The organism is Corynebacterium sp. HMSC08D02, assembly GCF_001807505.1.
GTDB classification, from domain to species: domain Bacteria; phylum Actinomycetota; class Actinomycetes; order Mycobacteriales; family Mycobacteriaceae; genus Corynebacterium; species Corynebacterium pseudogenitalium.
Window position 1 is genome coordinate 136,411 of sequence record NZ_KV789237.1, and the last position, 21,131, is coordinate 157,541.

General features: G+C 63.9%; 22 protein-coding genes. 9 read left to right on the top strand and 13 right to left on the bottom strand.

Annotated features, from left to right (window positions below; genetic code table 11):
• Positions 1–107: 107 nt before the first annotated feature.
• The 3 genes from HMPREF3170_RS04095 to HMPREF3170_RS04105 form a co-directional block, all read right to left on the bottom strand.
• On the bottom strand, positions 108–716 hold the full coding sequence (locus HMPREF3170_RS04095) for an FtsB family cell division protein (RefSeq protein WP_070477990.1): 609 nt from the start codon (positions 714–716) through the stop codon (positions 108–110).
• 90 nt (positions 717–806) lie between these two features.
• The gene (eno, locus tag HMPREF3170_RS04100; protein ID WP_070477991.1) at positions 807–2,081 is read right to left on the bottom strand and encodes a phosphopyruvate hydratase; all 1,275 of its coding nucleotides are present in this window, start codon (positions 2,079–2,081) and stop codon (positions 807–809) included.
• A gap of 240 nt (positions 2,082–2,321) precedes the next feature.
• Positions 2,322–3,134 (bottom strand): lytic transglycosylase domain-containing protein, encoded by an 813-nt coding sequence (locus HMPREF3170_RS04105; protein WP_070477992.1) that lies wholly within the window; start codon positions 3,132–3,134, stop codon positions 2,322–2,324.
• A 122-nt stretch (positions 3,135–3,256) separates the two neighbouring features.
• On the opposite strand from HMPREF3170_RS04105, the gene HMPREF3170_RS04110 reads away from it, so the two are divergent.
• Positions 3,257–3,685: a hypothetical protein gene (locus tag HMPREF3170_RS04110; RefSeq protein WP_070477993.1), complete on the top strand. Its 429-nt coding sequence runs from the start codon at positions 3,257–3,259 to the stop codon at positions 3,683–3,685.
• Between the two features lie 244 nt (positions 3,686–3,929).
• Here HMPREF3170_RS04110 and HMPREF3170_RS04115 read toward each other — a convergent pair whose 3' ends face one another.
• Positions 3,930–4,394 (bottom strand): hypothetical protein, encoded by a 465-nt coding sequence (locus HMPREF3170_RS04115; RefSeq protein WP_070477994.1) that lies wholly within the window; start codon positions 4,392–4,394, stop codon positions 3,930–3,932.
• Between the two features lie 9 nt (positions 4,395–4,403).
• Positions 4,404–5,057, bottom strand: a complete 654-nt coding sequence (locus HMPREF3170_RS04120; protein WP_070477995.1) for an 8-oxoguanine DNA glycosylase OGG fold protein — start codon at positions 5,055–5,057, stop codon at positions 4,404–4,406.
• A gap of 20 nt (positions 5,058–5,077) precedes the next feature.
• Here HMPREF3170_RS04120 and HMPREF3170_RS04125 point away from each other — a divergent pair, with 20 nt between their 5' ends.
• Complete coding sequence (locus HMPREF3170_RS04125) at positions 5,078–5,677, top strand: MazG nucleotide pyrophosphohydrolase domain-containing protein (RefSeq protein WP_070477996.1); 600 nt, start codon at positions 5,078–5,080, stop codon at positions 5,675–5,677.
• Here the strand turns inward: HMPREF3170_RS04125 and dnaG are convergent.
• A complete protein-coding gene (dnaG, locus tag HMPREF3170_RS04130) occupies positions 5,674–7,587 on the bottom strand; it encodes a DNA primase (RefSeq protein ID WP_070477997.1) in 1,914 nt (637 codons plus the stop codon). The genes HMPREF3170_RS04125 and dnaG overlap by 4 nt on opposite strands.
• A 36-nt stretch (positions 7,588–7,623) precedes the next feature.
• Between dnaG and HMPREF3170_RS04135 the strand changes: the two genes are divergently transcribed.
• From HMPREF3170_RS04135 to HMPREF3170_RS04155, 5 genes are all read left to right on the top strand, one after another.
• On the top strand, positions 7,624–8,019 hold the full coding sequence (locus HMPREF3170_RS04135; protein WP_083290856.1) for a guanyl-specific ribonuclease: 396 nt from the start codon (positions 7,624–7,626) through the stop codon (positions 8,017–8,019).
• A gap of 70 nt (positions 8,020–8,089) precedes the next feature.
• Positions 8,090–9,091, top strand: coding sequence for a hypothetical protein (locus tag HMPREF3170_RS04140; RefSeq protein WP_141742195.1), 1,002 nt, complete (start codon positions 8,090–8,092; stop codon positions 9,089–9,091).
• A gap of 249 nt (positions 9,092–9,340) precedes the next feature.
• Positions 9,341–11,035: a carbon starvation CstA family protein gene (locus HMPREF3170_RS04145; protein WP_070477999.1), complete on the top strand. Its 1,695-nt coding sequence runs from the start codon at positions 9,341–9,343 to the stop codon at positions 11,033–11,035.
• Entirely contained in the window at positions 11,019–11,282 is a 264-nt protein-coding gene (locus HMPREF3170_RS04150) for a cory-CC-star protein (protein WP_070478000.1), read from the top strand. Before HMPREF3170_RS04145 ends, HMPREF3170_RS04150 begins: the two co-directional genes overlap by 17 nt.
• Positions 11,273–12,214: an ArsA family ATPase gene (locus HMPREF3170_RS04155; RefSeq protein ID WP_210385492.1), complete on the top strand. Its 942-nt coding sequence runs from the start codon at positions 11,273–11,275 to the stop codon at positions 12,212–12,214. Before HMPREF3170_RS04150 ends, HMPREF3170_RS04155 begins: the two co-directional genes overlap by 10 nt.
• Before the next feature lie 119 nt (positions 12,215–12,333).
• On the opposite strand, the gene HMPREF3170_RS04160 is transcribed toward HMPREF3170_RS04155, so the two are convergent.
• Positions 12,334–13,647 (bottom strand): deoxyguanosinetriphosphate triphosphohydrolase, encoded by a 1,314-nt coding sequence (locus HMPREF3170_RS04160; RefSeq protein WP_070478001.1) that lies wholly within the window; start codon positions 13,645–13,647, stop codon positions 12,334–12,336.
• 4 nt (positions 13,648–13,651) lie between these two features.
• On the opposite strand from HMPREF3170_RS04160, the gene HMPREF3170_RS04165 reads away from it, so the two are divergent.
• Positions 13,652–15,673: a TPM domain-containing protein gene (locus HMPREF3170_RS04165; protein ID WP_070478002.1), complete on the top strand. Its 2,022-nt coding sequence runs from the start codon at positions 13,652–13,654 to the stop codon at positions 15,671–15,673.
• Positions 15,674–15,677: 4 nt separating this feature from the next.
• Here HMPREF3170_RS04165 and HMPREF3170_RS04170 read toward each other — a convergent pair whose 3' ends face one another.
• The 3 genes from HMPREF3170_RS04170 to HMPREF3170_RS04180 are packed head-to-tail and all read right to left on the bottom strand — an operon-like array spanning position 15,678 to position 18,004.
• Positions 15,678–16,103 (bottom strand): hypothetical protein, encoded by a 426-nt coding sequence (locus HMPREF3170_RS04170; protein ID WP_070478003.1) that lies wholly within the window; start codon positions 16,101–16,103, stop codon positions 15,678–15,680.
• Positions 16,103–16,609, bottom strand: coding sequence for a hypothetical protein (locus HMPREF3170_RS04175; RefSeq protein ID WP_070478004.1), 507 nt, complete (start codon positions 16,607–16,609; stop codon positions 16,103–16,105). Before HMPREF3170_RS04175 ends, HMPREF3170_RS04170 begins: the two co-directional genes overlap by 1 nt.
• Before the next feature lie 12 nt (positions 16,610–16,621).
• Positions 16,622–18,004, bottom strand: a complete 1,383-nt coding sequence (locus HMPREF3170_RS04180) for a glycine--tRNA ligase (RefSeq protein WP_070478005.1) — start codon at positions 18,002–18,004, stop codon at positions 16,622–16,624.
• 114 nt (positions 18,005–18,118) lie between these two features.
• On the opposite strand from HMPREF3170_RS04180, the gene HMPREF3170_RS04185 reads away from it, so the two are divergent.
• Complete coding sequence (locus HMPREF3170_RS04185; RefSeq protein ID WP_070478006.1) at positions 18,119–18,535, top strand: Fur family transcriptional regulator; 417 nt, start codon at positions 18,119–18,121, stop codon at positions 18,533–18,535.
• On the opposite strand, the gene HMPREF3170_RS04190 is transcribed toward HMPREF3170_RS04185, so the two are convergent.
• From HMPREF3170_RS04190 to era, 3 genes are read right to left on the bottom strand one after another with little or no spacing between them, the layout of a single operon-like run.
• Positions 18,532–19,272, bottom strand: coding sequence for an isoprenyl transferase (locus HMPREF3170_RS04190; protein ID WP_240492792.1), 741 nt, complete (start codon positions 19,270–19,272; stop codon positions 18,532–18,534). The genes HMPREF3170_RS04185 and HMPREF3170_RS04190 overlap by 4 nt on opposite strands.
• 8 nt (positions 19,273–19,280) lie before the next feature.
• Positions 19,281–20,018 carry a DNA repair protein RecO gene (gene recO / locus HMPREF3170_RS04195; RefSeq protein ID WP_070478007.1) on the bottom strand — a complete coding sequence of 246 codons (738 nt, stop codon included), beginning with the start codon at positions 20,016–20,018 and terminating at the stop codon, positions 19,281–19,283.
• Entirely contained in the window at positions 20,008–21,000 is a 993-nt protein-coding gene (gene era / locus HMPREF3170_RS04200) for a GTPase Era (protein WP_083290857.1), read from the bottom strand. The genes recO and era overlap by 11 nt, the downstream gene beginning before the upstream one ends.
• Positions 21,001–21,131 lie beyond the last annotated feature (131 nt).

Sequence of the window (21,131 nt, forward strand, 5' to 3'; positions counted from 1 at the left end):
GGAAGCCTGGTGATTCTCCAAATGGGAGTAAAAGGATTGGAATAATCCAGGTGGGGGCGCGCAAAAAGTGGATTGCAGTAATCCTGTTGCTACCTTTTAGGCTCGGGCTACTGCGCTTCAGGCGCTTCAGGCGCCTCAGGTGCTTCCGCGGGCGCTTCGGGCGCAGGCGCTTCCGCGGACGCAGGCGATTCTTCAGGAGCGTCGGCGGGGATGTCCTCGGGGACCTCGCGCAGGGAGTCCCAGAGGAAGACGGCCCAGCCACGGTCATCCGGGGTTTCGTCGGAGGTGATCGTGGTGCCGTGGGTCATGCGGGGGTCGATGACTCGCCAGGCGGACTCGCCGGGCTCCATCACTCCGAGGCGGCGGCGGGCGACCTGGTTGAGATACTCGGGGTCCTCGTACTTCGCGATCTCGCGCTCGAGGTCCGCCTGGCGGCGCTCCAAGTACTCAATGTTTGCCTGGGCGCGCGCGATCTCGTTGCGGCCCTCGTAGAAATTGCGAAGTGGGGCTGCTACTGCCACGAGTACGGCGATGAGCACGATGATGAGCAGGGCGAGCGTCGCTAAGTTGGGGGCGGCGAAGCGTGACTCCCTGTTGGCCTTCTGCTCGGCGAGCTGCTGCTTGCGCTGCTCGCGGGACGCCACGGGCACAGTGCGAGCCAGCCGCTTCCTGCGGCGCTTCACTGTGTGCTTGTCTTGGGGCGTGCCAGTGCTCATAGTGTCCATCAGTGTACAGCAGGGAAAAACACGACACCCCCTGCCACGCGCGAGCGCGCGATCGGCAGGGGGTGCGTACGAATCAAGCGATTACTTGAAGCGTGGGAATGCGGAACGACCAGCGTAAACAGCGGCGTCGCCGAGCTCTTCCTCGATGCGCAGCAGCTGGTTGTACTTCGCAACGCGCTCGGAACGAGCCGGTGCACCAGTCTTGATCTGGCCGCAGCCCAGAGCCACTGCGAGATCCGCAATGGTGGTGTCCTCGGTCTCGCCGGAGCGGTGGGACATCATGGTGCGGTAGCCAGCGCGGTGAGCCATGTCCACAGCGTCGAAGGTCTCGGTCAGGGTACCGATCTGGTTGACCTTCACCAGCAGTGCGTTCGCAGCGTGCTCCTTGATGCCACGTGCGAGGCGCTCAGGGTTGGTGACGAAGAAGTCGTCGCCAACAATCTGGACCTTGTCGCCAATGGTCTTGGTCAGGTTTGCGTAGCCCTCCCAGTCATCTTCCTGCAGTGGGTCCTCGATGGAGACGATTGGGTACTCAGCGATGAGCTCCTCGTAGACCTTGGCCATCTCCTCAGCAGTGTGCTCGCCGCCCTCGAACTTGTACACGCCGTCCTCGAAGAACTCGGAGGAAGCAACGTCGAGAGCAAGTGCGACGTCCTCGCCAGGCTTGAAGCCAGCCTTCTCGATTGCCTCAACGATCAGGTCAAGCGCTGCGCGGGTGGAGTCGACGGAAGGAGCGAAGCCGCCCTCGTCGCCAAGGCCGGTGGACAGGCCCTTTGCGTTAATAACGGACTTCAGGGAGTGGTAGACCTCTGCACCCATGCGCAGAGCCTCAGCGAAGGACTCAGCGCTCAGCGGAGCAATCATGAACTCCTGGACGTCAACGCCGGAGTCAGCGTGCTCGCCACCGTTGACGATGTTCATCATCGGAACAGGCAGGGTGTGAGCGTTCGGGCCACCGATGTAGCGGTACAGCGGCAGACCAGCGGACTCAGCAGCAGCCTTCGCCGCAGCGATGGACACGCCCAGGATTGCGTTCGCGCCGAGGCGGGACTTGTTGTCCGTGCCGTCGAGCTCAATCATTGCCTGGTCGAGCAGACGCTGATCGTCAGCCTCGATGCCAGCCAGTGCGTCAGCGATCTCCTCGTTGACGTTCTTGACAGCCTTCTGGACACCCTTGCCGCCGTAGCGATCGCCACCGTCACGCAGCTCGTGCGCCTCGTGTGCGCCAGTGGACGCACCGGAAGGAACACCCGCAATGCCGTGCGCACCATCGTCGAGGAAAACCTCAGCCTCAACGGTTGGGTTACCGCGAGAGTCCAAAATTTCACGAGCAAAGACGTGCATAATATCAGCCACTACAGTTCATCTCCTTGAGATTGGCCAAACCAAATTTCCGTTACCGATTGTTCCAGATCGCAGCAAAAAATGCTTGTTGGTGTTCGTCACACTCGCGCTTTCCCTGCGTTTCCGTGCAGCGATAGGCCCACAACCACGCCATTTAAGGTCACACCATTCGGAATGTGATCTTCGTCAAACCTTTTGTCCATGCCCGGTTTCGCCCACTTTTGTGGCTTTCTCGGCATGGCTGCGGCATGCCTACCGGGTGGCGCGCTGGGTGAGCGCGTAGTTCGCAGCGGCATCGCGGACGTTGTGGAGGTACTCGCGCGAGCGGTTATACGTCAGCACCGCATCCGACCACCCCTCCGCAGTGGACAGGTCACGCCCGTTCGCACAGAGGAGGTTCGCGGCACTCAGGGCGGCGTCGTCAATTTGCTGCGGGTTTGCTACCCCATCGCCGTCGGCGTCGCGGCCATAGATCGCCCACGAGCCGGGGATGAACTGCATCGGCCCCACCGCGCGGTCGAACTCGGTATCACTATCGAGGGTGCCGCCGTCCGTGTCCGTAATGAGTGCGAAGTTTCCCGTGCCGTCGAGCGCCGGGCCGACGATCGGCGGCTGCGCCACCCCGTTCTCGTCGAGGCGGCCGGCGTCGAACTTCTTGCCCGTGTAGGTGCCGTGGCGGGTCTCCACCCACCCGATGCCAGCGAGCGTATTCCACTGCAGATTGCAGGCCGGCCAGGCTTCCGCCGCGATCAGTGCGGCGTTACCGTATGCACGCACCGCCTGCGGGTCTACCCCGATTTCCCCCGCGATAGGGGCGGCCCACGCGTGGAGTTCGTTGGCGGTTCGGCCGGGCGCGTGGACGTCGATAGTTGGCGGTGGCATGGCAGCGGCAGGGGGTACGTCTTCCGGGACGGGTTGACGCTGCACGAACTGCTCCGGACCGCCGAGCGCGCTCAGCAGGAAGGCCACCAACGCAACAACCATCACCACCGCACCGACAACGACAAGCAGCGCCACACACCCACACCCGCGCGCACGCCTGCCGGGACGGCCAGAAAACGTCATGGCAGAAGATCCTACACTACCCCCGTAATCCCCAATTTTCACTTGCGCCACACCAGTAACAGGTATGGTGTATCCCGTTCTGTTTTTCAAGCACCTATTTACAACCTGAAAGTGAGCACCCTATGCGCATTTCCACCCGTATCGTAGCCATCGGCGTCGCAGCCCTGACCGGCCTGGCAGGCCTCGCAGCACCAGCAGCACAGGCACAGGACGCCACCTCGCTCCTGCAGCTGGTCAACGGCAACGTCAAAACTATGAACTGCAGCACCCTGCGCGTCACCCTCAACGGCACCGGCGTCGCAGGCAAGGACACCACCCGCCAGCAGCTGGTCAACAACCTCAATGGCAAGATCGGCGACTCCATTGCCCTTCGCGTCATGTCCGGCGGCACCGTCCAGGCAGTTGCGGACCGTGCGCTGGAGTGCGGCATCGTGAAGCCGGACCCAGTACAGGACTGGGCGAAGCTCCGCGGCAGCTCCCAGACCAACATCCCGCCACAGCTGCAGCAGCTGTCCTCCAACCTGGACTTGGGCCAGCTCCTGGCACGCTAGGTTTTAGGCGCTCGCCCCGTTGCTTGCGCACCACATTCCCGTTTTCCTTCGCCAACTTTTGCGTTTCCCCAGGTCACGTAAAGCACGGGAGGGAATTTGGTGTCAGTTCAAGCAGCACGCGCACCACATTCCACGATTCCGACCGGCGAGCGCGGCAAAAGCCCAGGTCGGACAAAACCTGTGAGGGAATGTTGTGAGGGAATGTGGTGCGCACCCCGCTAGCGCACAATCCCCAAAGAAGCCCCTACTCCACCACCAACTTGATCACGTCGGTCGGGCCTTCGTCGCCCGCGAACTCGACGGGCTCGACGGTGGGGGTAATCGGGGCGTTCACGTCGAGCTCATCGCCGGTGGTGGCGCTGGGGCAGGCGTCGATAATTGAGGGGTCGAACCACTCGATGGCGGGTGTGCGATCATCGCTGAAGATGACGCCTATGCCACTCCAGGTCTCCCAGCGCTGCGAGTTGTTGTTGATGCTGTAGACATCGTCGGGGTTGAAACCCAGGGCCTCCGCTTGCGCCTTGTCGGTGTACGGGCAGAAAAGATAGGCACGCTCGGCGCTGTCCCCGACAACCTGCGACACCGTAAACGGTGCGCCCTCCTGCGCGGCGGCTGCGAAGCCCAGGTCCGTCGACTTCCCTGTCGAACACCCGGCTAGCGCCACGCAGCTCAGTGTAAGTCCAGCAAGAGCCGTTGTACGCGCCTTCATGATGGTCTCCTATCCTTGGCGGGCGTGCTCACGTACCGCGAATTCTACCGCGTCGAGTGGCAAGTCGGGGGCGTGCTCGTCGCGCCCGGCCTTGATAGCCGCCAGGTAGGCGCCGTATTCGTCGGCGGACCAGTCGCTGGTTACGTCCAGGCCGGCGCCCTTCGCGCGGTTGGAGCAGATGATGAGCGGCTTCTCGTCGGCGGCCTCCTGCGGGCCGGCCAGGAAGTAGATCAGGCCCGACGCGAACTTCGCAGGCAGGCCGGTAGCCACGACGGCCTCGTACTGCTGGACCGGCGTGAGCTCACCAGAGCCGACCTTACGCAGCGCCTGCAGCAGCGCGTTCGCCTTGCCCTTGTTGCGCAGGAACTGCTGCAGCTTCAACTGCGCCTGCGCGTTCTTTCCGCCCTGGAACGCGAAGGACGCGCCCAAAAAGTCGATGATCTGGTCGCGGGCCAACTCGGAGTCCACCACATCCTGTGCGAAGGCGAAGACTTCGCGGCGGGTCAGCGTCGCGGTGGCGTCGTCGCGGAAGGGTGGGACGCGGCGCAGGTTGTGCGGCCAGCCGGTCTTCCAGCGGATCGGGGAAAAGCTGACGGTTTCTTGCGCGACGGCCTCCGCGGTTGGGGAAACGGCCTTGATGGCTTCTGCAATCTGGTTTGTCATGCGGACTATTGTTACACACTATGACCATCCTCGTGCTTGACCCTCGTTGGCCCGACATGCTGCCCGTTTCAGTAGCGCAGCGCATCCGCGGACCAGTGGAGTTCACCATGGAAGTGCCCGTCTCCGTGCGTTGGGACCTTGCCGACGCCCCCGACGGCCCCTCCCCCTGGCTCCTCACCACGAACGAGGACGACGAGCTCGTGCGCGAGCGCATTGCGAAAGGTGAGCACGTCGAGCGGGTGCCCTCGCTCGAGGACCCCGTCCACCAGGCAGTATCCGTCATGCACGCGGCGCGCACCCGCGGGCAGTGGGAACGCTCCATGACGCACGAAACGCTGCTGCCCTACCTCCACGAGGAAACCGAGGAGCTCGCCGCCGCCATCACCGACAACGAGGGCGACGAAGCCCTGCGCAAAGAGCTTTCCGACGTCCTTTTGCAGGTCCTCTTCCACGCCGAAATCGCGGCAGAGCGCGGCGCGTTCGGGTTCGCGGAGGTGGCGCAGGGGTTCGTCGATAAGATGAAGGCGCGCTCCCCCTACCTTTTCGACGGCAGCACCGGCACCATCGACGCCGAAACCCAAGACCGCCTGTGGCAGGAGGCCAAAGCCAAGGGCCACTAGCCTTGCGGCCCGTACGCTCCGCCGCGTAAGGCGCGGTCGTTGAGCTCCCGACGCGCCTGCTCCAACGCCACCAAGTCGGAAAACAGTGCGTTGTAGGCGGCCTCGTCGTCGGAAGGACGCATGCGCTGCAACTGCGCTTTCAGCAGCGCAATCTGATCTCCCACGCGGGTCTCCTGCAACCGCGAGAGCACCGAATCCACGTAGCGGTCAATGTCGTCCGGGTGCATCGGCTCAACCGCCAACTCTGAAACGAAATTGCGGCCCACCAGGTCCAGCATCTCCTGCGCGACCTTCGCCAAAAACTGCGGGCCGACGTGCGCGCCCGTCACCCCGCCAGCCTTCTCGATCGCGTCACGCACCTGGCGATACGCCGGGTTGGTAAACGCCTCCGGCGAAATACCCTCAAAGTAACTGCCGGCCTTCTCCGGGTACTGCAACGCAATCTTGAGCGCCTCGCGCTGCGGCCACAGCAGCGGATCCTGCGGGTTCGGCGGCACCAACGCGGGCGGCTGGCCCGGCGCGGCCTGCTGCTGGTTGCGCTGTGGTTTCTGCCAGGTGCGCTGCTGCTTCTTCGGCCGACGCGCCTCCTCGCGGACCTGCTGGAGCACCTCGTCCGGGTTCGGCCAGCCCACCCAGCCGGCGAGCCTGCGTGCGTACTCCGTCTGCAGCACCTTGTCGCTGATACCGGCAACGACGGGAACGGTGCGTCGCAACGCCTGCAGGCGCCCCTCCGCCGTGTCTAGCGAATAGTCCTTCAGCAGGGACTCGATCACGAACTCAAAAATCGGGATTCTCGACGCCACCAAGTCCCGCAACGCGGAATCCCCACGCTCAAGGCGCAGGTCACAAGGGTCCAGGCCGTCGGGGGCGACCGCCACAAACGACTGCCCCGAAAACTGCTGATCCCCCTGGAACGCGCGCATCGCCGCCTTCTGGCCGGCCTCGTCGCCGTCGAAGGTGTAAATCAGCTCGCCGCGGAAGTAGTTGTCATCCAGCATGAGGCGGCGGATCACCGCCATGTGATCCTTACCGAACGCCGTACCACACGACGCCACCGCCGTCTTCACCCCCGCAGCGTGCATCGCCATCACGTCCGTGTAGCCCTCCACCACCACCGTCTGGTGATCCGTGGCGATGTGCTTCTTCGCCAAATCCAGCCCGAACAGCACCTTGGACTTGTGGTACAACATCGTGTCCGCGGTGTTCATGTACTTACCCATCGGGTCATCCTCGAAGAGCTTACGAGCCCCGAACCCGATCACGTTGCCGGCCACGTCCTTAATCGGCCAAATCAAACGGCGCCGAAACTTATCAATCGGCCCACGACGCCCCATACTCGAAATCCCGGCGTCCTGGAGCTCCTGGGCGTCGAAACCCTTGCGAAGCAAGTGCTTCGTCAGCGTGTCCCAACCATCCGGGGCGTAGCCGCACTCGAAGTGATAAATCAGCTCCTTCGAAAACCCACGCTCCAGCAAAAAATTCCTACCGACCTCCGCCTCCGGAGTCTCCAACTGCTCACGGTAAAACTCGTGGGCCGCCTTATTCGCCGCCAACAAGCGCGCGCGAGTCCCCGGCTTCACATCACGCCCACCAGTGGTCCCGCCCTGGTAGTTAATGTGGTAGCCAATCTCCTGAGCAACCGCCTCCACCGCCTCCGGGAAGGACATCTGCTCCATCTCCATCAGGAACGAAAAGACGTCCCCGCCCTTGCCCGTAGAAAAGCAGTGGTAGTAACCACGCGCCGGACGCACATGGAAAGACGGCGTCTTCTCATCCTTAAACGGGCTCAAGCCCTTCAGCGAGTCATACCCAGCCGGTTTGAGCTGCACATACTCGCCAACGATGTCCTCGATCGCCGCCCGCTCACGAATAGCCTCAATGTCACTATCCGGAATTCTGCCCCTAGCCATACGCACATCGTAGCGCCTGTGCCACAATGACTCAGCGTGAGCCGAAAATCGAAGAACACCGCCGTCGGTGCCGTCGTTGTCGCCGCGGCGCTCCTGATCAACACGTTCCTGCCCAACAAGGACGAGGGCGCCGCGTCGGGAGACCCCACCTCCTGCCCGAACCTCCCCGCAGAGGCCTGGGACACCATCGACCTCATCGAATCCGGCGGACCCTACCCACACCCAGAGGACGACTCGCGCTTTGGCAATTACGAGCGCACCCTCCCCGAGGAGCCACTCGGCTACTACCGCGAGTACACCGTGGACACTCCGGGCGTGCACCACCGCGGGCTGCGGCGCATCGTCACCGGCGGCGGAGCCGACGGCGTCGTCGACGAGTGGTACTACACCGACAACCACTACGACACCTTCTGCGAGGTGCAACCGAGGTAACCAACTGGGGGAAGGTGGCGTCTCGAGCACACTCGGGAAATTGTGAACAAAATTGCTACACTGCCAACGCATGGGGGAATTCGCAGCGCTCAACGCACACATTCACAGCCTTCGGGGACGCACAGTACTAGCTCAGCGGCACAAACAGGCCGTCGCGAGCGGGACTATGGTGCAGATTGGGAGGTATGGGGCCGTCGAAAAGCGGTGGTGGGGCACGCTTGACCCCGACACCCGCCGCATCGCACGAGCCCTCATCCACGGCCGCGAAAACCGCAAAGCCGCCATCGTTGGGCGCACCGCCGCGCGCCTCCACCGCCTCCCCGTGCCACACCTCGGCCGACAGCCCGAACTCACCGAAGTCGCACTGCCCAACGGCACCTCCATCACCCGCAGCAAATGGCGCCCCGGCCTCCACTATCGACGCCAAATCCTCCACACAACCGACACCATCGCCGAAATCCGCGTCGCACCCCTGCCCGAAACCATCGCGGGCATCTTCAAATGGGAGCCACGCGCGCAGCTCTACCCCGTCCTCAACCACCTCAAACACATCGGTGGCCACGAGGACACCATCACCGCAGCCATCTGGGCCCTGCCTCGCCAACGCGACCGCAACACCCTCCAACTCTGCTGGGAGCGCGCCACCCACCACCCAATCGCGCCCGAGCTCAGCTACCTCGCCACCGCCCTCCTCTCCCACCACGCACTCCCCGCGCACTACTGGCACACCCAACCGCACCGCGTCATGTACGGCACCCACTTCGCCCTCACACTCACCGACGCCCCACTTTTCGACGACCACTGCGCCCCCACCGAAACCAGCTGGGTCCGCACATTGCACGTCCCCGTGGAAGCACTCCACCGCGACCTCCGCGGCACGATCAACCTCATCGCCGACACCGTGCGCGCCACCTACCGCGGCCGCCCGCATTGCGACATCTGCCGGGGCCCGCGCGAACCACTGCAATACGCCGACGACCCCCTCCGCGACGCAAGCATTGAAGCCTACATCGCAAGGATTAGCAGATTCCCCGACGATGAGCGGCCCGAAGGCCTTCTTCCCGCGTGGTGATTTTGGGGTGGCATGTGTGCTCTCGAGCGGAGTCGGGAATTTGTGAACAAAATTGCTTGTGGCTGGAGTCACAAAATACGCAATTCTATTCACGATTTTCCGAACAATCTCGCGAGGCATATCCCCACCCCACGCGAGTCGTCGCCGACGAGAACCTCCGGGAGAGTTCAGAAAACACCGGAAATGAGCTGTGAGGTGTGGCATACTTTCCGCAGTTGTGACTCAAGACACTGACAGAAAGGCGACCGCATGAACTCGCTCTTCCTCGTACTCATCGGGCTGGCGATGCTGCTCACCGGGTACCTGCTCTATTCAAAGTTCCTGGGCCAGCGGGTCTATAAGCTCTCTGAGAGCTATGAGACCCCGGCGCACACTATGGAAGACGGTGTGGACTACGTGCCCACCAACAAGTACGTGCTGTGGGGCCACCACTTCACTTCCGTGGCGGGCGCCGCGCCGATTATCGGCCCGGCAGTCGCTGTGATTTGGGGTTGGCTGCCCGCATTCCTGTGGGTGACCTTGGGAACGGTGTTCTTTGCGGGGATGCACGATTTGGGGGCGTTGTGGGCGTCGCAAAGGCATAAGGGGCAGTCGATTGGTACGTTGTCGGGGCGCTATATCGGCGCACGGGGGCGCAATCTCTTCCTCGTGGTGATTTTCCTGCTGCTGCTGATGGTGAATACTGCGTTCGCGGTGGTGATTTCGAATCTGCTGATCGCGACGCCGTCGGCGGTGATTCCGACGTGGGGCGCGATCCTGGTCGCGTTGCTGATTGGGCAGGCGATTTACCGACTGAAGTGGAATCTGCCGCTGGTGTCGGTGGTTGGTGTTGTGGCGCTGTACGCGCTGATGGTGATTGGTGACCGCGTGCCGCTCGCGCTGCCGGAGACGGTGATGGGTATTCCGGACCGCGGTATCTGGATCATTTTGCTGTTCGTGTACGCGTTCATTGCGTCGATGCTACCGGTGTGGGTGCTGTTGCAGCCGCGTGATTACATCAATGGTCTGCAGCTGTTTGTTGGTCTGATTATTTTGTACGCTTCGTTCTTTATTGTGCGTCCGGAGATTGTGGCGCCGTCGATTAATGAGGCGGTGCCGGAGGGCACGCCGAGTATCTTCCCGCTGCTCTTCGTGACGATTGCGTGTGGTGCGGTGTCTGGCTTCCACGGCATTGTTGCTTCGGGTACGTCGGCGAAGCAGTTGGATAAGGAGACGGACGCGCGCTTCGTCGGGTACTTCGGTGCGGTTGGTGAGGGCCTGCTGGCACTCGGCACGATTGTGGCGACGACGGGCGGCTACAAGACGATCGCGGATTGGGAGAACGTGTACAACGAGTGGAACGCCGGCGGTGTCAACGCCTTCGTCGAAGGTGGCGGTGCGTTGATGAACCAGGGCCTGGGCATCCCGACGTCCCTGTCGGCCACGATTCTGGCCACCATGGCTGTCCTCTTCGCTGCGACCACGATGGACTCTGGTGTGCGTTTGCAGCGCATGGTCGTCGGCGAGATCGGCCAGATTATGGGAGTGAAGCTCTCCGGCCTGGCAGCCACGATCATCGCGGTAGGTGCCGCACTGGGATTGACGTTCTCGACGGGCCTCGACGGGTCCGGCGGCATGATCATCTGGCCGCTGTTCGGCACCACGAACCAGCTGATGGCCGGGCTGACCCTGGCAGTCCTGGTGGTCATCCTGACCAGGCTGCGTCGCCCAACGCTGCCACTGCTGATCCCGCTGGCGTTCGTCACGCTCATGTCACTGTGGGCGGCGGTGCTGCAGCTGCGCACCCTCTTCGAGGCGGGCAACTGGCTGCTGCTCGCTATCGACGTCGTCATTATTATCTGCGCGATCTGGGTCATCGTCGAGGCGATTACCGCGATCAGCAAGGCGCGCCGCGAGCCAGCCGTCGAGTGGGAGGACACGCCGGTCCATGAGCCTGCGCAGTAAGCTGGCCGCGCTCGGCGCGGGCCTCAGCGAGTTCTACCAGGCGCCCTACCGGCGCGAATTCGCCCGCGCCGCGCGCGAGGAGGACGACCTGTTCACCCTGCTGGTCGCCTCCGAAATGCTCGGCATCCCGAACCCCGCCGGCTACTACACACTCGAACTCCTCCCCCTGCTTTACGACGACTTCCACGCCTGGCACACCCGCATGGGCATGGAACACTCACCACTCGACGGGATCTCATGTTGCTAGACGCCCCAGTCATGTTCTTCGGCGGGAAAGGTGGCGTCGGCAAGACGACCATCTCCGCCGCCACAGCCGTGCGCCTCGCCGCGCGCGGCCGCCGCGTCCTCTTAGTTTCGACGGACCCCGCACACAACCTCGGGCACATTTGGGGCACCACGCTTGACGACGCCCCCACCGCCCTCGAACCGAACCTCCACGCCATCGAGCTCGACCCGGCAACTATCACTTCACAGCACCTTCGCGCGGTCGGCGAATCAATGCGAGCCATGATGCCCGAACGGCTCCACCGCGAAGTAGACCGCCACCTGGAGATGTCACGGCACTCCCCCGGCATGCACGAGGCCGCACTCCTCGAACGCATCGCGGACCTTGTCGCTGAGCGCGGCGACTACGACCACATCATCTTCGACACCGCCCCCTCCGGCCACACCTCCCGCCTCATGGCACTCCCCGAGGTCATGGCCGCCTACACCGACGGCCTCTTGGCCCGGCGCGACAAGTCCGATAAGTTCAGCGAGCTCGTCCGCGGGATGGGCGGCACTTCCGGGGACAGCGGCTCCCCTGTCGACCGCCGCAACCAGCAGATCCGCTCCACGCTGCTGAAGCGCCGCCGCAAGTTCGAGCGCCTGCGCGCCGTCCTCACCGATCCCGCCCAGTGCGTCTTCCACATCGTGCTGACCGCGGAGCGCCTGCCCGTGATGGAGTCGATGGAGTTCTACGAGGAGCTCACTTCCCACGGCGTGCACGTCGGCGGGGCCGTCGTCAATCGACGCACACCCGATGAGGTCGGCTCATTTTTGGCGGGACGGCGCGAGGTGGAAGCGCGAGCGCTGGAGCTGCTGGACCTGCCGGTGCCGATCCTTGAGCTTCCGTGGCTTCCGGGCGAAATTGGCACGCGGGGTGCGCTCGAGCAGATCGCTGGTTTCCTCTCCGCGTAGAGGTAGAAGGTGTTGTCTCGAGCGGAGTCGGGATTTTGTGAACAGATTTGCTTGTGCCCTGAGTCACAAAAATTGCAATTTTGTTCACGATTTCCCGAATAATCTCGTGAGGCATACCTCTAGTAGAAGCCGTCGAACGCGGCGGCCTTCTTCGCGGTGCGCTCGAGGCGCGACTCCGTCATCGAAGCGATCTGGTCCACGATGACGCGCTCGCGCTCCAAATCCGTCTCGGCGGCCTCGAACCACTGCTGGAACATCGTGTCCAGGGTGCCCGGCGCGCCGGCGCGCAGGTACTCGTGGACGTGGAAGATACGATCGCGTTGCCGGTCCTGGCGAGCGAGGTGCGCGGGCTCGTCCATCACGTAGAGCACGGCCACCGTTTTGAGGAGACGGACCTCTGCCTCCACGTCGGGCGGGACCACGAGGTTGCCGTGCTGTCTGCCCAGCGCGCGATTTGCTTCGTCGGTGAGCGTGGCCTGCGTGACCCCGCCGACGTAGCGCCCCACCAGCTCAGAGGTGAGCGCTTTGAGCTGGGTCCAGGATTGGAGGGTGAAGTCGAAGTCGGCGGCTGCGGCGATGGCGGGCAGGGCGCGGAGGCGGTCGGCGGCGTCGATGAGGGAGTCGGCGGTGCCGCCGAACGCGGCGGCACCTTTCTCGGCGAGGGCGGCGAGCTCGACGAAATCCCAAAGGACTTGGAGGGATACGCGGGAGGAGACGATGCCGTCTTCAACGTCGTGGACGGAGTAGGCGATGTCGTCGGAAAAATCCATGACTTGGGCTTCCATGGGTGGGCGCGAATCGGTGTGGCCGGCGCGTGCCCAGGCGAGGATGTCGGCGTCTTCGTCGTAGGCGGAGTACTTACGGTTAGTGGAGCCGTCGGGGTTGGTGCGGGTCCACGGGTATTTGGTGGCGGCGTCGAGGCTGGCCCGGGTGAGGTTGAGGCCGTAGGTGGTGGCGTCGATAATTATTTTTGGTTCGAGGCGCGCGAGGATGCGTAGGGTTTGTGCGTTGCCTTCGAAGCCGCAGGGGGCGGCTTCGTTGAGGGCGTTTTCGCCGTTGTGGCCGTAGGGCGGGTGGCCGATGTCGTGGGTGAGGCCGGCCATTTCGCACAGGTCGGGGTGGAGGCCGAGTCCGGTGCCGATGCCGCGCGCGATCTGCGCGACTTCCAGCGAGTGGGTAAGGCGTGTGCGTGGTGTGTCGCCGTCGCGGGGTCCGACGACTTGGGTTTTGTCGGCGAGGCGTCGTAGCGCGGCGGAGTGGAGAACGCGGGCGCGGTCGCGGGCGAAGGCGTCACGGGTGTCGGCCTGGGGCGCGGTTTGGGCCCCTTTGGGGGCTTCGGGGGCGCGGCGTTCGACGTCTGCGGCGTTATAGGTGTACACGTCTACTGAGCGTAAACGGTTCCGGCACGTTTCTGCGTGAGCGACTACCCTCATTGGCATGACTAAGCGCAACTACCGTCTCTTGGCCGCTGCCCCGCTGTTTGTTGGGGGCGCGTTGTTGGCCGTCGCCCCGGTGGCGCAGGCTGCAGCGCCGTCTATTTCTGTGCAGGCGCTACAGCCCAGCTTGTTGACGTCGCCGGTCACCGACGAGGCTGGCGTCCTGACCGCCGGGGAGGTCTCCCAGGTTGAGGACGCTATCGCGCAGGTCAGCGCGCAGAAGGGCCGCTCGGTGCGGGTGGTGTTCCTGGAATCCTTTGAGGGCACGCCGCCGTCGGAGTGGACGGAGGACGCCGTGCGGGCCAACGGTCCGAATACGGCCGTCATTGCGATTTCGCCGAACGAGCGCGCCTACAGCGTGACTACTGGCGAGCAGTGGTCGTCCGCGGAGGCGGACGCGATTGACCAGGCTGCGTACGCGAGGTTGGTGCAAAGCGATTGGGCTGGTGCGGCGTTGGCCGCGGTTGAGGCGGCCGGCAGCTCCGGTGCTGGTTCGGGCGGCACGGGTTCGGGCTCGGGCGGCGGCGAGGCAACCGGCCTGATTGCTGGCGGTGCCGGGCTCGCCGCGGTTGCTGGTGGCGGGTACTGGGCTGTGTCGCGCCGGAAGAATAAGCAGCACAGGGAGGCGCAGGTGGCGTCGGCACGCGAGCTTGCACCCGGCGATGCGGACTCGCTCAACCGCCTGCCTACCGCCACCTTGGACGCGGTGGCGCAGGAGGCGCTCGTCGCTGCCGACGAGTCCGTGCAGCAGGGCCAGGAGGAGCTGCGCCTGGCTACCTCTGAGTTCGGCGCGGACCGCGTGCGCCCGTTTACCGCCGCGATGAACTCGGCGACCACTGCCCTGCAGCGCGCGTTTCGCACCCAGCAGGCACTGCACGACGCCATCCCGGAGACCGAGCCGGAGCGCCGTGCCATGCTCATCGACATCATTACGTCCGCCCGCACGGCTGAGGCGTCGCTGCGCGCGAAGACGGAGGAGTTCAACTCGATGCGCGGTGTGCTGATGCGCGCGCCGGAGGAGATCGAGAAGGTGATGCAGCGCACCGTGGATCTGCGCTCGCGGCTGGAGCCGGCGAAGCAGCAGCTGGCGGCGCTGCGGGAGCAGTACCCCGCCCAGATGCTGCACTCCATCGACGGCAACGTTGAGCTCGCCGCCGAGTCCCTCGACGAGGCCGAGGCGCAGTTGGACAAGGCCCGCGGTCTTGCCGCGCGTCCGGCCGGTGAGCAGGGCCCGCTTCTCGACGTCCTCTCCTCTGCCACCCGCGCCGTCGAGCTTTCCGACCATAACTTGTCCGCCATCGAGCACGCCGACGCGAACATCCGCACGGCGAAGGAGAACCTCTCCTCGCTCATCCAGGAAATCCGCGATGAGATCGAGCAGATCGCGCAGCTCAAGGGGGCACGCGCGCAGGGCGCCGACATCGACGTGGCCGCCCTCGACCGCGTCACCGCGACCGCCCGCGATGCTATCGCCAACATCGGCGACCGCGACACCACCGACCCGCTGAGCCTGTACGCCGACTTGAGCGACGTGGACGCCCAGCTCGACGCCGAGATCGAACGCGCCGAGGGCGCAGCCCACGACCAGTCGCGGGCGCTGACCATGTTCGACCAGCAGATGCAGGTGGCCACCACCCAGATCCAGTCGGCCGAGGACATGATTCGTTCCCGCGGCCGAATTATCAGCTCCCAGCCCCGCACGCTGCTGGCCCAGGCACAGCGCGAGTACGCGGAGGCCCAGCAGCGCCGCACCAGCAACACCCGCGAGGCCATCGAGTACGCCCGCCAGGCAACCACCACCGCGCGCCGCGCGATCCAGGCCGCCAAGGACGATCTGGATCAGTACCGCCGCGCCCAAGCCCGCGATACGGCGAACTCCATGGCGCAGGCCGTGCTGTGGGGATCGCTCCTCTCCGGTGGCGGCAACCGCGGGGGAAGCTTCGGTGGGGGTGGTTTCGGTGGAGGCGGTGGCTTCTCCGGCGGCGGTGGCGGCGGGATGACCACCCGCGGCGGCACTTTCTAACCAGCTAGTAGCGCAGCCTGCGCGTGGGCGTATCCACGTACGTGAGCGCCCACGTTATAAACAGCAGATCCCCCACGAGCGCCTCGGAGGCGCAGTCCCCCAGAACGGTCACCTCCAACTCACCGTTGAGGTGGCCGTTTGTCGTTGCGACGGTGGTGCCGCGGGCGTCGATAATGTCGCGGCGGCGCCCCCGGGTCCTGCGCACCGTGTATGGCCTGCCGCCGCATTCGGCGGTGTAGCGCGCCACGGTCAGGCTGGTCTTGCGCAGCAGGTAGCGCTGGCTGCGCTCGTCGACTGCGCGCAGAGACGCGGGGAACGTCGACACCATGGTGATGCGGTGGCCGTCCGCGGTGATCGTGGCGCCCTCCACGGTTGCCACCGCCGCATCGGTTCCTTCGAGCGCCGCACCGCGCCACCACACCGTGGTCATTAGAGGAACATCACCAGCACGATGATTCCCGAGAACAGCAGCAACGTGCCGATCAGAGCGTTCGAAATCCCGAGCTTCTTCGCCTCCAGGACCTCGCGGCTTACCCACGCCAACCCCGCCACATCAGTGGCAGGCAGGGTGGTCTCGCCCTCAAACTCGAGGATTGCTTTGCGCACCCCGTTGTGGTCCTGGGTGAACTGCGCGACCTTCTCGCCGGCGGCGTCGTTGACCACCCAGTTCTTGCCCCACTCGTTGACCAGCACGTAGGAGCGCTCCCCGATGTGCACAGGGATCTCCTTCGCGCGTGCCAAGGAAGCGGTGGCTTCCACCACTGTCTCACCGTTACACTTCGCCACCGCGCCGGACTCAGGGGCGACCAGCAGGTCCCACTGCTGCCCGCCCACCGTTGCGGACTCGTGTGTGAACTCGCCGAGTACCTCCGGGCCGGCCTCAGCCAACAGCTTCGGGGCGTCGCGCTGCGAGCGGTCCCAGCTTACGTAATGCATGGCGAGTGCCTCCTAGCAGCCGATCAGGCGGGTAGCGAGGTATGCCTCGAGCTCGTCGATCTTGACGCGCTCCTGCTCCATCGTGTCACGCTCGCGGACGGTCACGGCGCCGTCCTCAAGCGAGTCGAAGTCGAAGGTCACGCAGAACGGCGTACCGGTCTCGTCCTGGCGGCGGTAGCGACGGCCGATCGCGCCGGAGGTGTCGAAGTCGACATTCCAGTGCTGGCGCAGCTTCGCGGCGAGCTCCTCAGCGGGCTCGGCAAGCTCGGACTTCTTGGACAGCGGCAGCACAGCAACCTTCACCGGCGCCAGGCGGCGGTCCAGCTTCAGCACCACGCGGGTATCCGTGCCACCCTTGGCGTTCGGGGCTTCTTCCTCGTGGTAGGCGTCGACAAGGAAGGCCATCATCGCACGGCCAAGGCCGGCGGCTGGCTCGATGCAGTACGGCGTCCAGCGTTCGTTGGCGGCCTGGTCGAAGTAGGACAGGTCCTCGCCGGACTTCTCGGAGTGCGTGCGCAGGTCGTAATCCGTACGGTTCGCGATGCCCTCGAGCTCGCCCCACTTGGAGCCGGTGAAATTGTAGGCGTACTCGATATCGACAGTGCGCTTCGAGTAGTGCGACAGCTTCTCCTTCGGGTGCTCGTACAGCCGCAGGTTGTCCGGGTTAATGCCCAGGTCGATGTACCACTGCAGGCGGTTATCAATCCAGTACTGGTGCCACTCTTCATCCTCACCCGGCTTGACGAAGAACTCCATCTCCATCTGCTCGAACTCGCGGGTACGGAAAATGAAGTTGCCCGGCGTGATCTCGTTGCGGAAGGACTTACCAATGTTGGCGATGCCGAACGGCGGCTTCAGACGCGCGGACGTCATCACATTCTTGAAGTTCACGAAGATGCCCTGCGCCGTCTCCGGGCGCATGTAGTGCAGGCCCTCCTTGTCGTCGACCGGGCCGAGGTACGTCTTCATCAGGCCCGAGAACTCACGTGGCTCAGTCCAGTTGCCCGGCTGGCCCGTCTCCGGGTCCTTGATGTCAGCCAAGCCGTTTACTGGTGGGTGGCCGTGCTTCTCCTCGTAGGCCTCCAGCAGGTGGTCAGCGCGGTAGCGCTTGTTGGTGTACAGCGACTCCACCAGCGGGTCCGTGAACACCTCCACGTGGCCCGAAGCCTCCCACACCTGACGCGGCAGAATAATCGACGTATCCACGCCGACCGTGTCCTTCCTGGACTGCACCATGTGCTTCCACCACTGGCGCTTAATGTTTTCCTTCAGCTCGACACCGAGCGGACCGTAGTCCCATGCAGAACGCGTACCGCCGTAAATTTCACCGGCCGGGTACACAAGGCCACGGCGCTTGCAAAGGTTAACAACGGTATCGATCTTGCTGGCTGACATGAACACTCCTCATATATGGGTGATGCAAAAACTACCCGCTTAGTGTAGCCAATCCCCCAGACACTTAGCATCTACCCCACCACATTGGCGCCGTCCGCTACTCTGGGACGCACTATGCCAAGCTCGAATAACCCCGTCAGGAAACTCGGCCCGCGCATGACCCGCCAGCGCCAGGCCGTCGTGGACGCGCTGAAAGACATTGACAAGTTCAGCCCCGCCAAAGACATCCACGCAGCGCTGGTCGACCGCAACGAGCAAGTCGGTCTCACCACCGTCTACCGCACGTTGCAGGGGCTCGCGGAAATCGGCGCCGTCGACGTCATCCAAAGCCCAGAGGGCGAAACCCTCTACCGGCACTGCCTCACCGAGCACCACCACCATCACCTCGTGTGCGTCAAGTGCGGCACCAGCGAGGAGATCGAAGGCGGCCCCGTCGAGTCCTGGGCTGAGGCCACCGCCAAAGAGCACGGCTTCACGCTCGTCGCCCACGAGGCCGAAATCTACGGCGTCTGCAGCAACTGCCAGGCCTAATCAAACTTATCGACGGCCCCTCCGAACCTCCTGTCCCGCTTCGCATACTCGTAGACGGCGTCGAACATGTCGTCCTTGGTGAAGTCCGGGAAGAGCTTGTCCTGGTAGACCATCTCCGCGTACGCCGACTGCCACAGCAAAAAGTTCGACGTCCGCTTCTCCCCACTCGGCCGCAAAAACAGGTCCACGTCCGGCATATCCGGGCGGTACATGTACTTCGCGAACGTCTTCTCCGTGATATCCCCAGGCGCAATCTTGCCGTCCCGGGCGTCCTTGGCCAGCTGGCGGGCGCCGTCGATAATCTCGGCGCGACCACCGTAATTAATGCACATCGCGAGCGTCAGACCCGTGTTGTCCTGCGTGAGCTCCTCGGCGGCCTCGAGCTCGCGAAGCACCGAGCGCCACAGCCGCGGGCGGCGCCCCGCCCACACGATGCGCACGTTCTTCTCGTGCAGCTCCTCGCGCTGGCGATGCAACACATCGCGCGAAAAGCCCATGATGAACCGCACCTCCGAGGCAGCGCGGCGCCAGTTCTCCGTCGAAAACGCATACGCCGACAGCCACTCCACCGACCCCATCTCAATGCAGGCATCCACGCAGTCCAGCAGCACCGCCTCACCGCGCTTGTGGCCCTCGGTGCGCTTCATGCCGCGCTCCTGCGCCCACCTGCCGTTACCGTCCATCACCAACGCGATATGACGAGGAATAAACTCCGGGGAAATCTGCGGTCTGCTCATGGGAAACATTATGCCTGCTTCAACACTCGCAAACTTGTTAACCCCGCCCCCAAATAAAACTGCAGGTGAGCAGACGTCGCCCGGTGGACCTGCTCCGCGAACTCCTCCGAACACACATGGTCATGCTCCAAAAGCCACATCGAATGCAGCACCTCCGGGTCCACATCCATCGCCCCCGGCGGCCTGCACAGCGTGCACACCGCGCCGCCAGCCGCCGCGTGAAACGCCTTATGCGGCCCCGGCGCCTGACAGTTCGCGCAGTTAAACAGGCTCATCTTCCAGCCCGCGTGCGCCGCCGCCTTCAACAAGAACGCGTCCAACACCAAGGTCGGGTGCGTCGGCGACTGCAGACGCTCGAAGCCCTCCTGCAGCAGCGCAAATAACTCCGGATCCCCCTGATCAAAGGACAGCTTCTCGGCAGCCTCCAACATCGCGCAACCCGCCGCGTACCTATCGAAGTCATCAATGATCGCGTGACCATAAAACGCGACGGTATCGGCGCTAGTGATCGTCGATAAGCCTCTGCCCGGATAGACCTGCACATCCACCTCGACGAACGGCTGCAAGCGCGACCCGAACCGCGACCGCGCCTTGCGCACCCCCTTCGCCACACCCCGCACCAAGCCATGATCGCGCGTCAACAACACAACAACGCGATCCGCCTCCCCGAAATCGTACGTGCGCACCACAAACGCACGATCACGCCACGACGGCCTCCCCGCGCCGCGACCTCTCCTAGAAGCCAAGACGCCCCAACGCCTTCGGGTCCTCCTGCCAATTCTTCAACACCTTCAAACGCACATCCAGGTACACATTCTGACCCACAAACTCCATAATCTGCTTCCGCGAACGGTGCACAATCCCGCTCAAACGACGCCCACCAGGCCCCTCAATAATCCGCTTCTGGCCCGGGCGCTCCAAAAACATCACCGCGTAAATCATCATCCGATCCGGGCGCTCCGGATCCGGATGCATCTCATCAATCTGCACCGCCACCGAGTGCGGCAGCTCCTCACGCAAACCACTCAGCGCCTCCTCACGAATCAACTCCTCAATCCGCGCCTCAACGCCCTCATCCGTCACCTGATCAACCGGATAAAACCGCGGCCCCTCCGGAAGCTTGCTCACCAGCACATCCATCAGTACGTCCAGCTGCACCCGGTCCTTCGCAGACACCGGCACCAACTCCACGTCCTGCCCCAAGTACTCGTGCATCTCCAGCAGACGCTCCCCCACCACGTCCTTCGGCACCTTATCCAACTTCGTCACGATGCCCACAATCGGCGTCTTCGGCTTCGCCGCCCGAATCTCCTCCAAAATGTAGCGATCCCCCGGCCCCAACTTCTCATCCGCAGGCACCGTAAACCCAATCACGTCCACATCCTGGTACGTGTCCTTCACAATCTCATTCAGCCGCTGCCCCAGCAACGTCCGCGGCCGGTGCACCCCCGGCGTATCCACCACAATCACCTGCGCATCCTCCCGATTCACCACCCCACGAATCGGCCGACGCGTCGTCTCCGGCTGATCCGCCATAATCGCAATCTTCTCCCCCACCAACGCATTCATCAGCGTCGACTTGCCCGTATTCGGCCTACCTACAAAGCTCACAAAGCCGGACCGGAACCCCTCCGGGGTCTGCGTAAAGCCCGCGTAGTCGGGAGTGCTCGCGTTTGCGTCAGCTGGTGCGTTAGACAGGTCCGGGAACTCCGGGAAGTTTTCGCTCATAGTGCAGAAGTCTACCCTGCGCTGTTGGCAGTGCAGTGTTGTCGCTGTTGTCGTGCTGTTGTTTTCGTGCTGTTTTCGTGCCACTTTCGCTCCGATTTCGTGCCGCTTTCACTCCGGTGGAGGTGTTAAAG

Bases quoted from the DNA above. Each gene is read 5' to 3' on its own strand.
- HMPREF3170_RS04095 (WP_070477990.1), bottom strand. From the start codon at position 716: ATGAGCACTGGCACGCCCCAAGACAAGCACACAGTGAAGCGCCGCAGG.
- HMPREF3170_RS04105 (WP_070477992.1), bottom strand. From the start codon at position 3,134: ATGACGTTTTCTGGCCGTCCCGGCAGGCGTGCGCGCGGGTGTGGGTGT.
- HMPREF3170_RS04110 (WP_070477993.1), top strand. From the start codon at position 3,257: ATGCGCATTTCCACCCGTATCGTAGCCATCGGCGTCGCAGCCCTGACC.
- HMPREF3170_RS04115 (WP_070477994.1), bottom strand. From the start codon at position 4,394: ATGAAGGCGCGTACAACGGCTCTTGCTGGACTTACACTGAGCTGCGTG.
- HMPREF3170_RS04120 (WP_070477995.1), bottom strand. From the start codon at position 5,057: ATGACAAACCAGATTGCAGAAGCCATCAAGGCCGTTTCCCCAACCGCG.
- HMPREF3170_RS04125 (WP_070477996.1), top strand. From the start codon at position 5,078: ATGACCATCCTCGTGCTTGACCCTCGTTGGCCCGACATGCTGCCCGTT.
- dnaG (WP_070477997.1), bottom strand. From the start codon at position 7,587: ATGGCTAGGGGCAGAATTCCGGATAGTGACATTGAGGCTATTCGTGAG.
- HMPREF3170_RS04140 (WP_141742195.1), top strand. From the start codon at position 8,090: ATGGGGGAATTCGCAGCGCTCAACGCACACATTCACAGCCTTCGGGGA.
- HMPREF3170_RS04145 (WP_070477999.1), top strand. From the start codon at position 9,341: ATGAACTCGCTCTTCCTCGTACTCATCGGGCTGGCGATGCTGCTCACC.
- HMPREF3170_RS04150 (WP_070478000.1), top strand. From the start codon at position 11,019: ATGAGCCTGCGCAGTAAGCTGGCCGCGCTCGGCGCGGGCCTCAGCGAG.
- HMPREF3170_RS04155 (WP_210385492.1), top strand. From the start codon at position 11,273: ATGTTGCTAGACGCCCCAGTCATGTTCTTCGGCGGGAAAGGTGGCGTC.
- HMPREF3170_RS04160 (WP_070478001.1), bottom strand. From the start codon at position 13,647: ATGAGGGTAGTCGCTCACGCAGAAACGTGCCGGAACCGTTTACGCTCA.
- HMPREF3170_RS04165 (WP_070478002.1), top strand. From the start codon at position 13,652: ATGACTAAGCGCAACTACCGTCTCTTGGCCGCTGCCCCGCTGTTTGTT.
- HMPREF3170_RS04170 (WP_070478003.1), bottom strand. From the start codon at position 16,103: ATGACCACGGTGTGGTGGCGCGGTGCGGCGCTCGAAGGAACCGATGCG.
- HMPREF3170_RS04175 (WP_070478004.1), bottom strand. From the start codon at position 16,609: ATGCATTACGTAAGCTGGGACCGCTCGCAGCGCGACGCCCCGAAGCTG.
- HMPREF3170_RS04180 (WP_070478005.1), bottom strand. From the start codon at position 18,004: ATGTCAGCCAGCAAGATCGATACCGTTGTTAACCTTTGCAAGCGCCGT.
- HMPREF3170_RS04185 (WP_070478006.1), top strand. From the start codon at position 18,119: ATGCCAAGCTCGAATAACCCCGTCAGGAAACTCGGCCCGCGCATGACC.
- HMPREF3170_RS04190 (WP_240492792.1), bottom strand. From the start codon at position 19,272: ATGAGCAGACCGCAGATTTCCCCGGAGTTTATTCCTCGTCATATCGCG.
- era (WP_083290857.1), bottom strand. From the start codon at position 21,000: ATGAGCGAAAACTTCCCGGAGTTCCCGGACCTGTCTAACGCACCAGCT.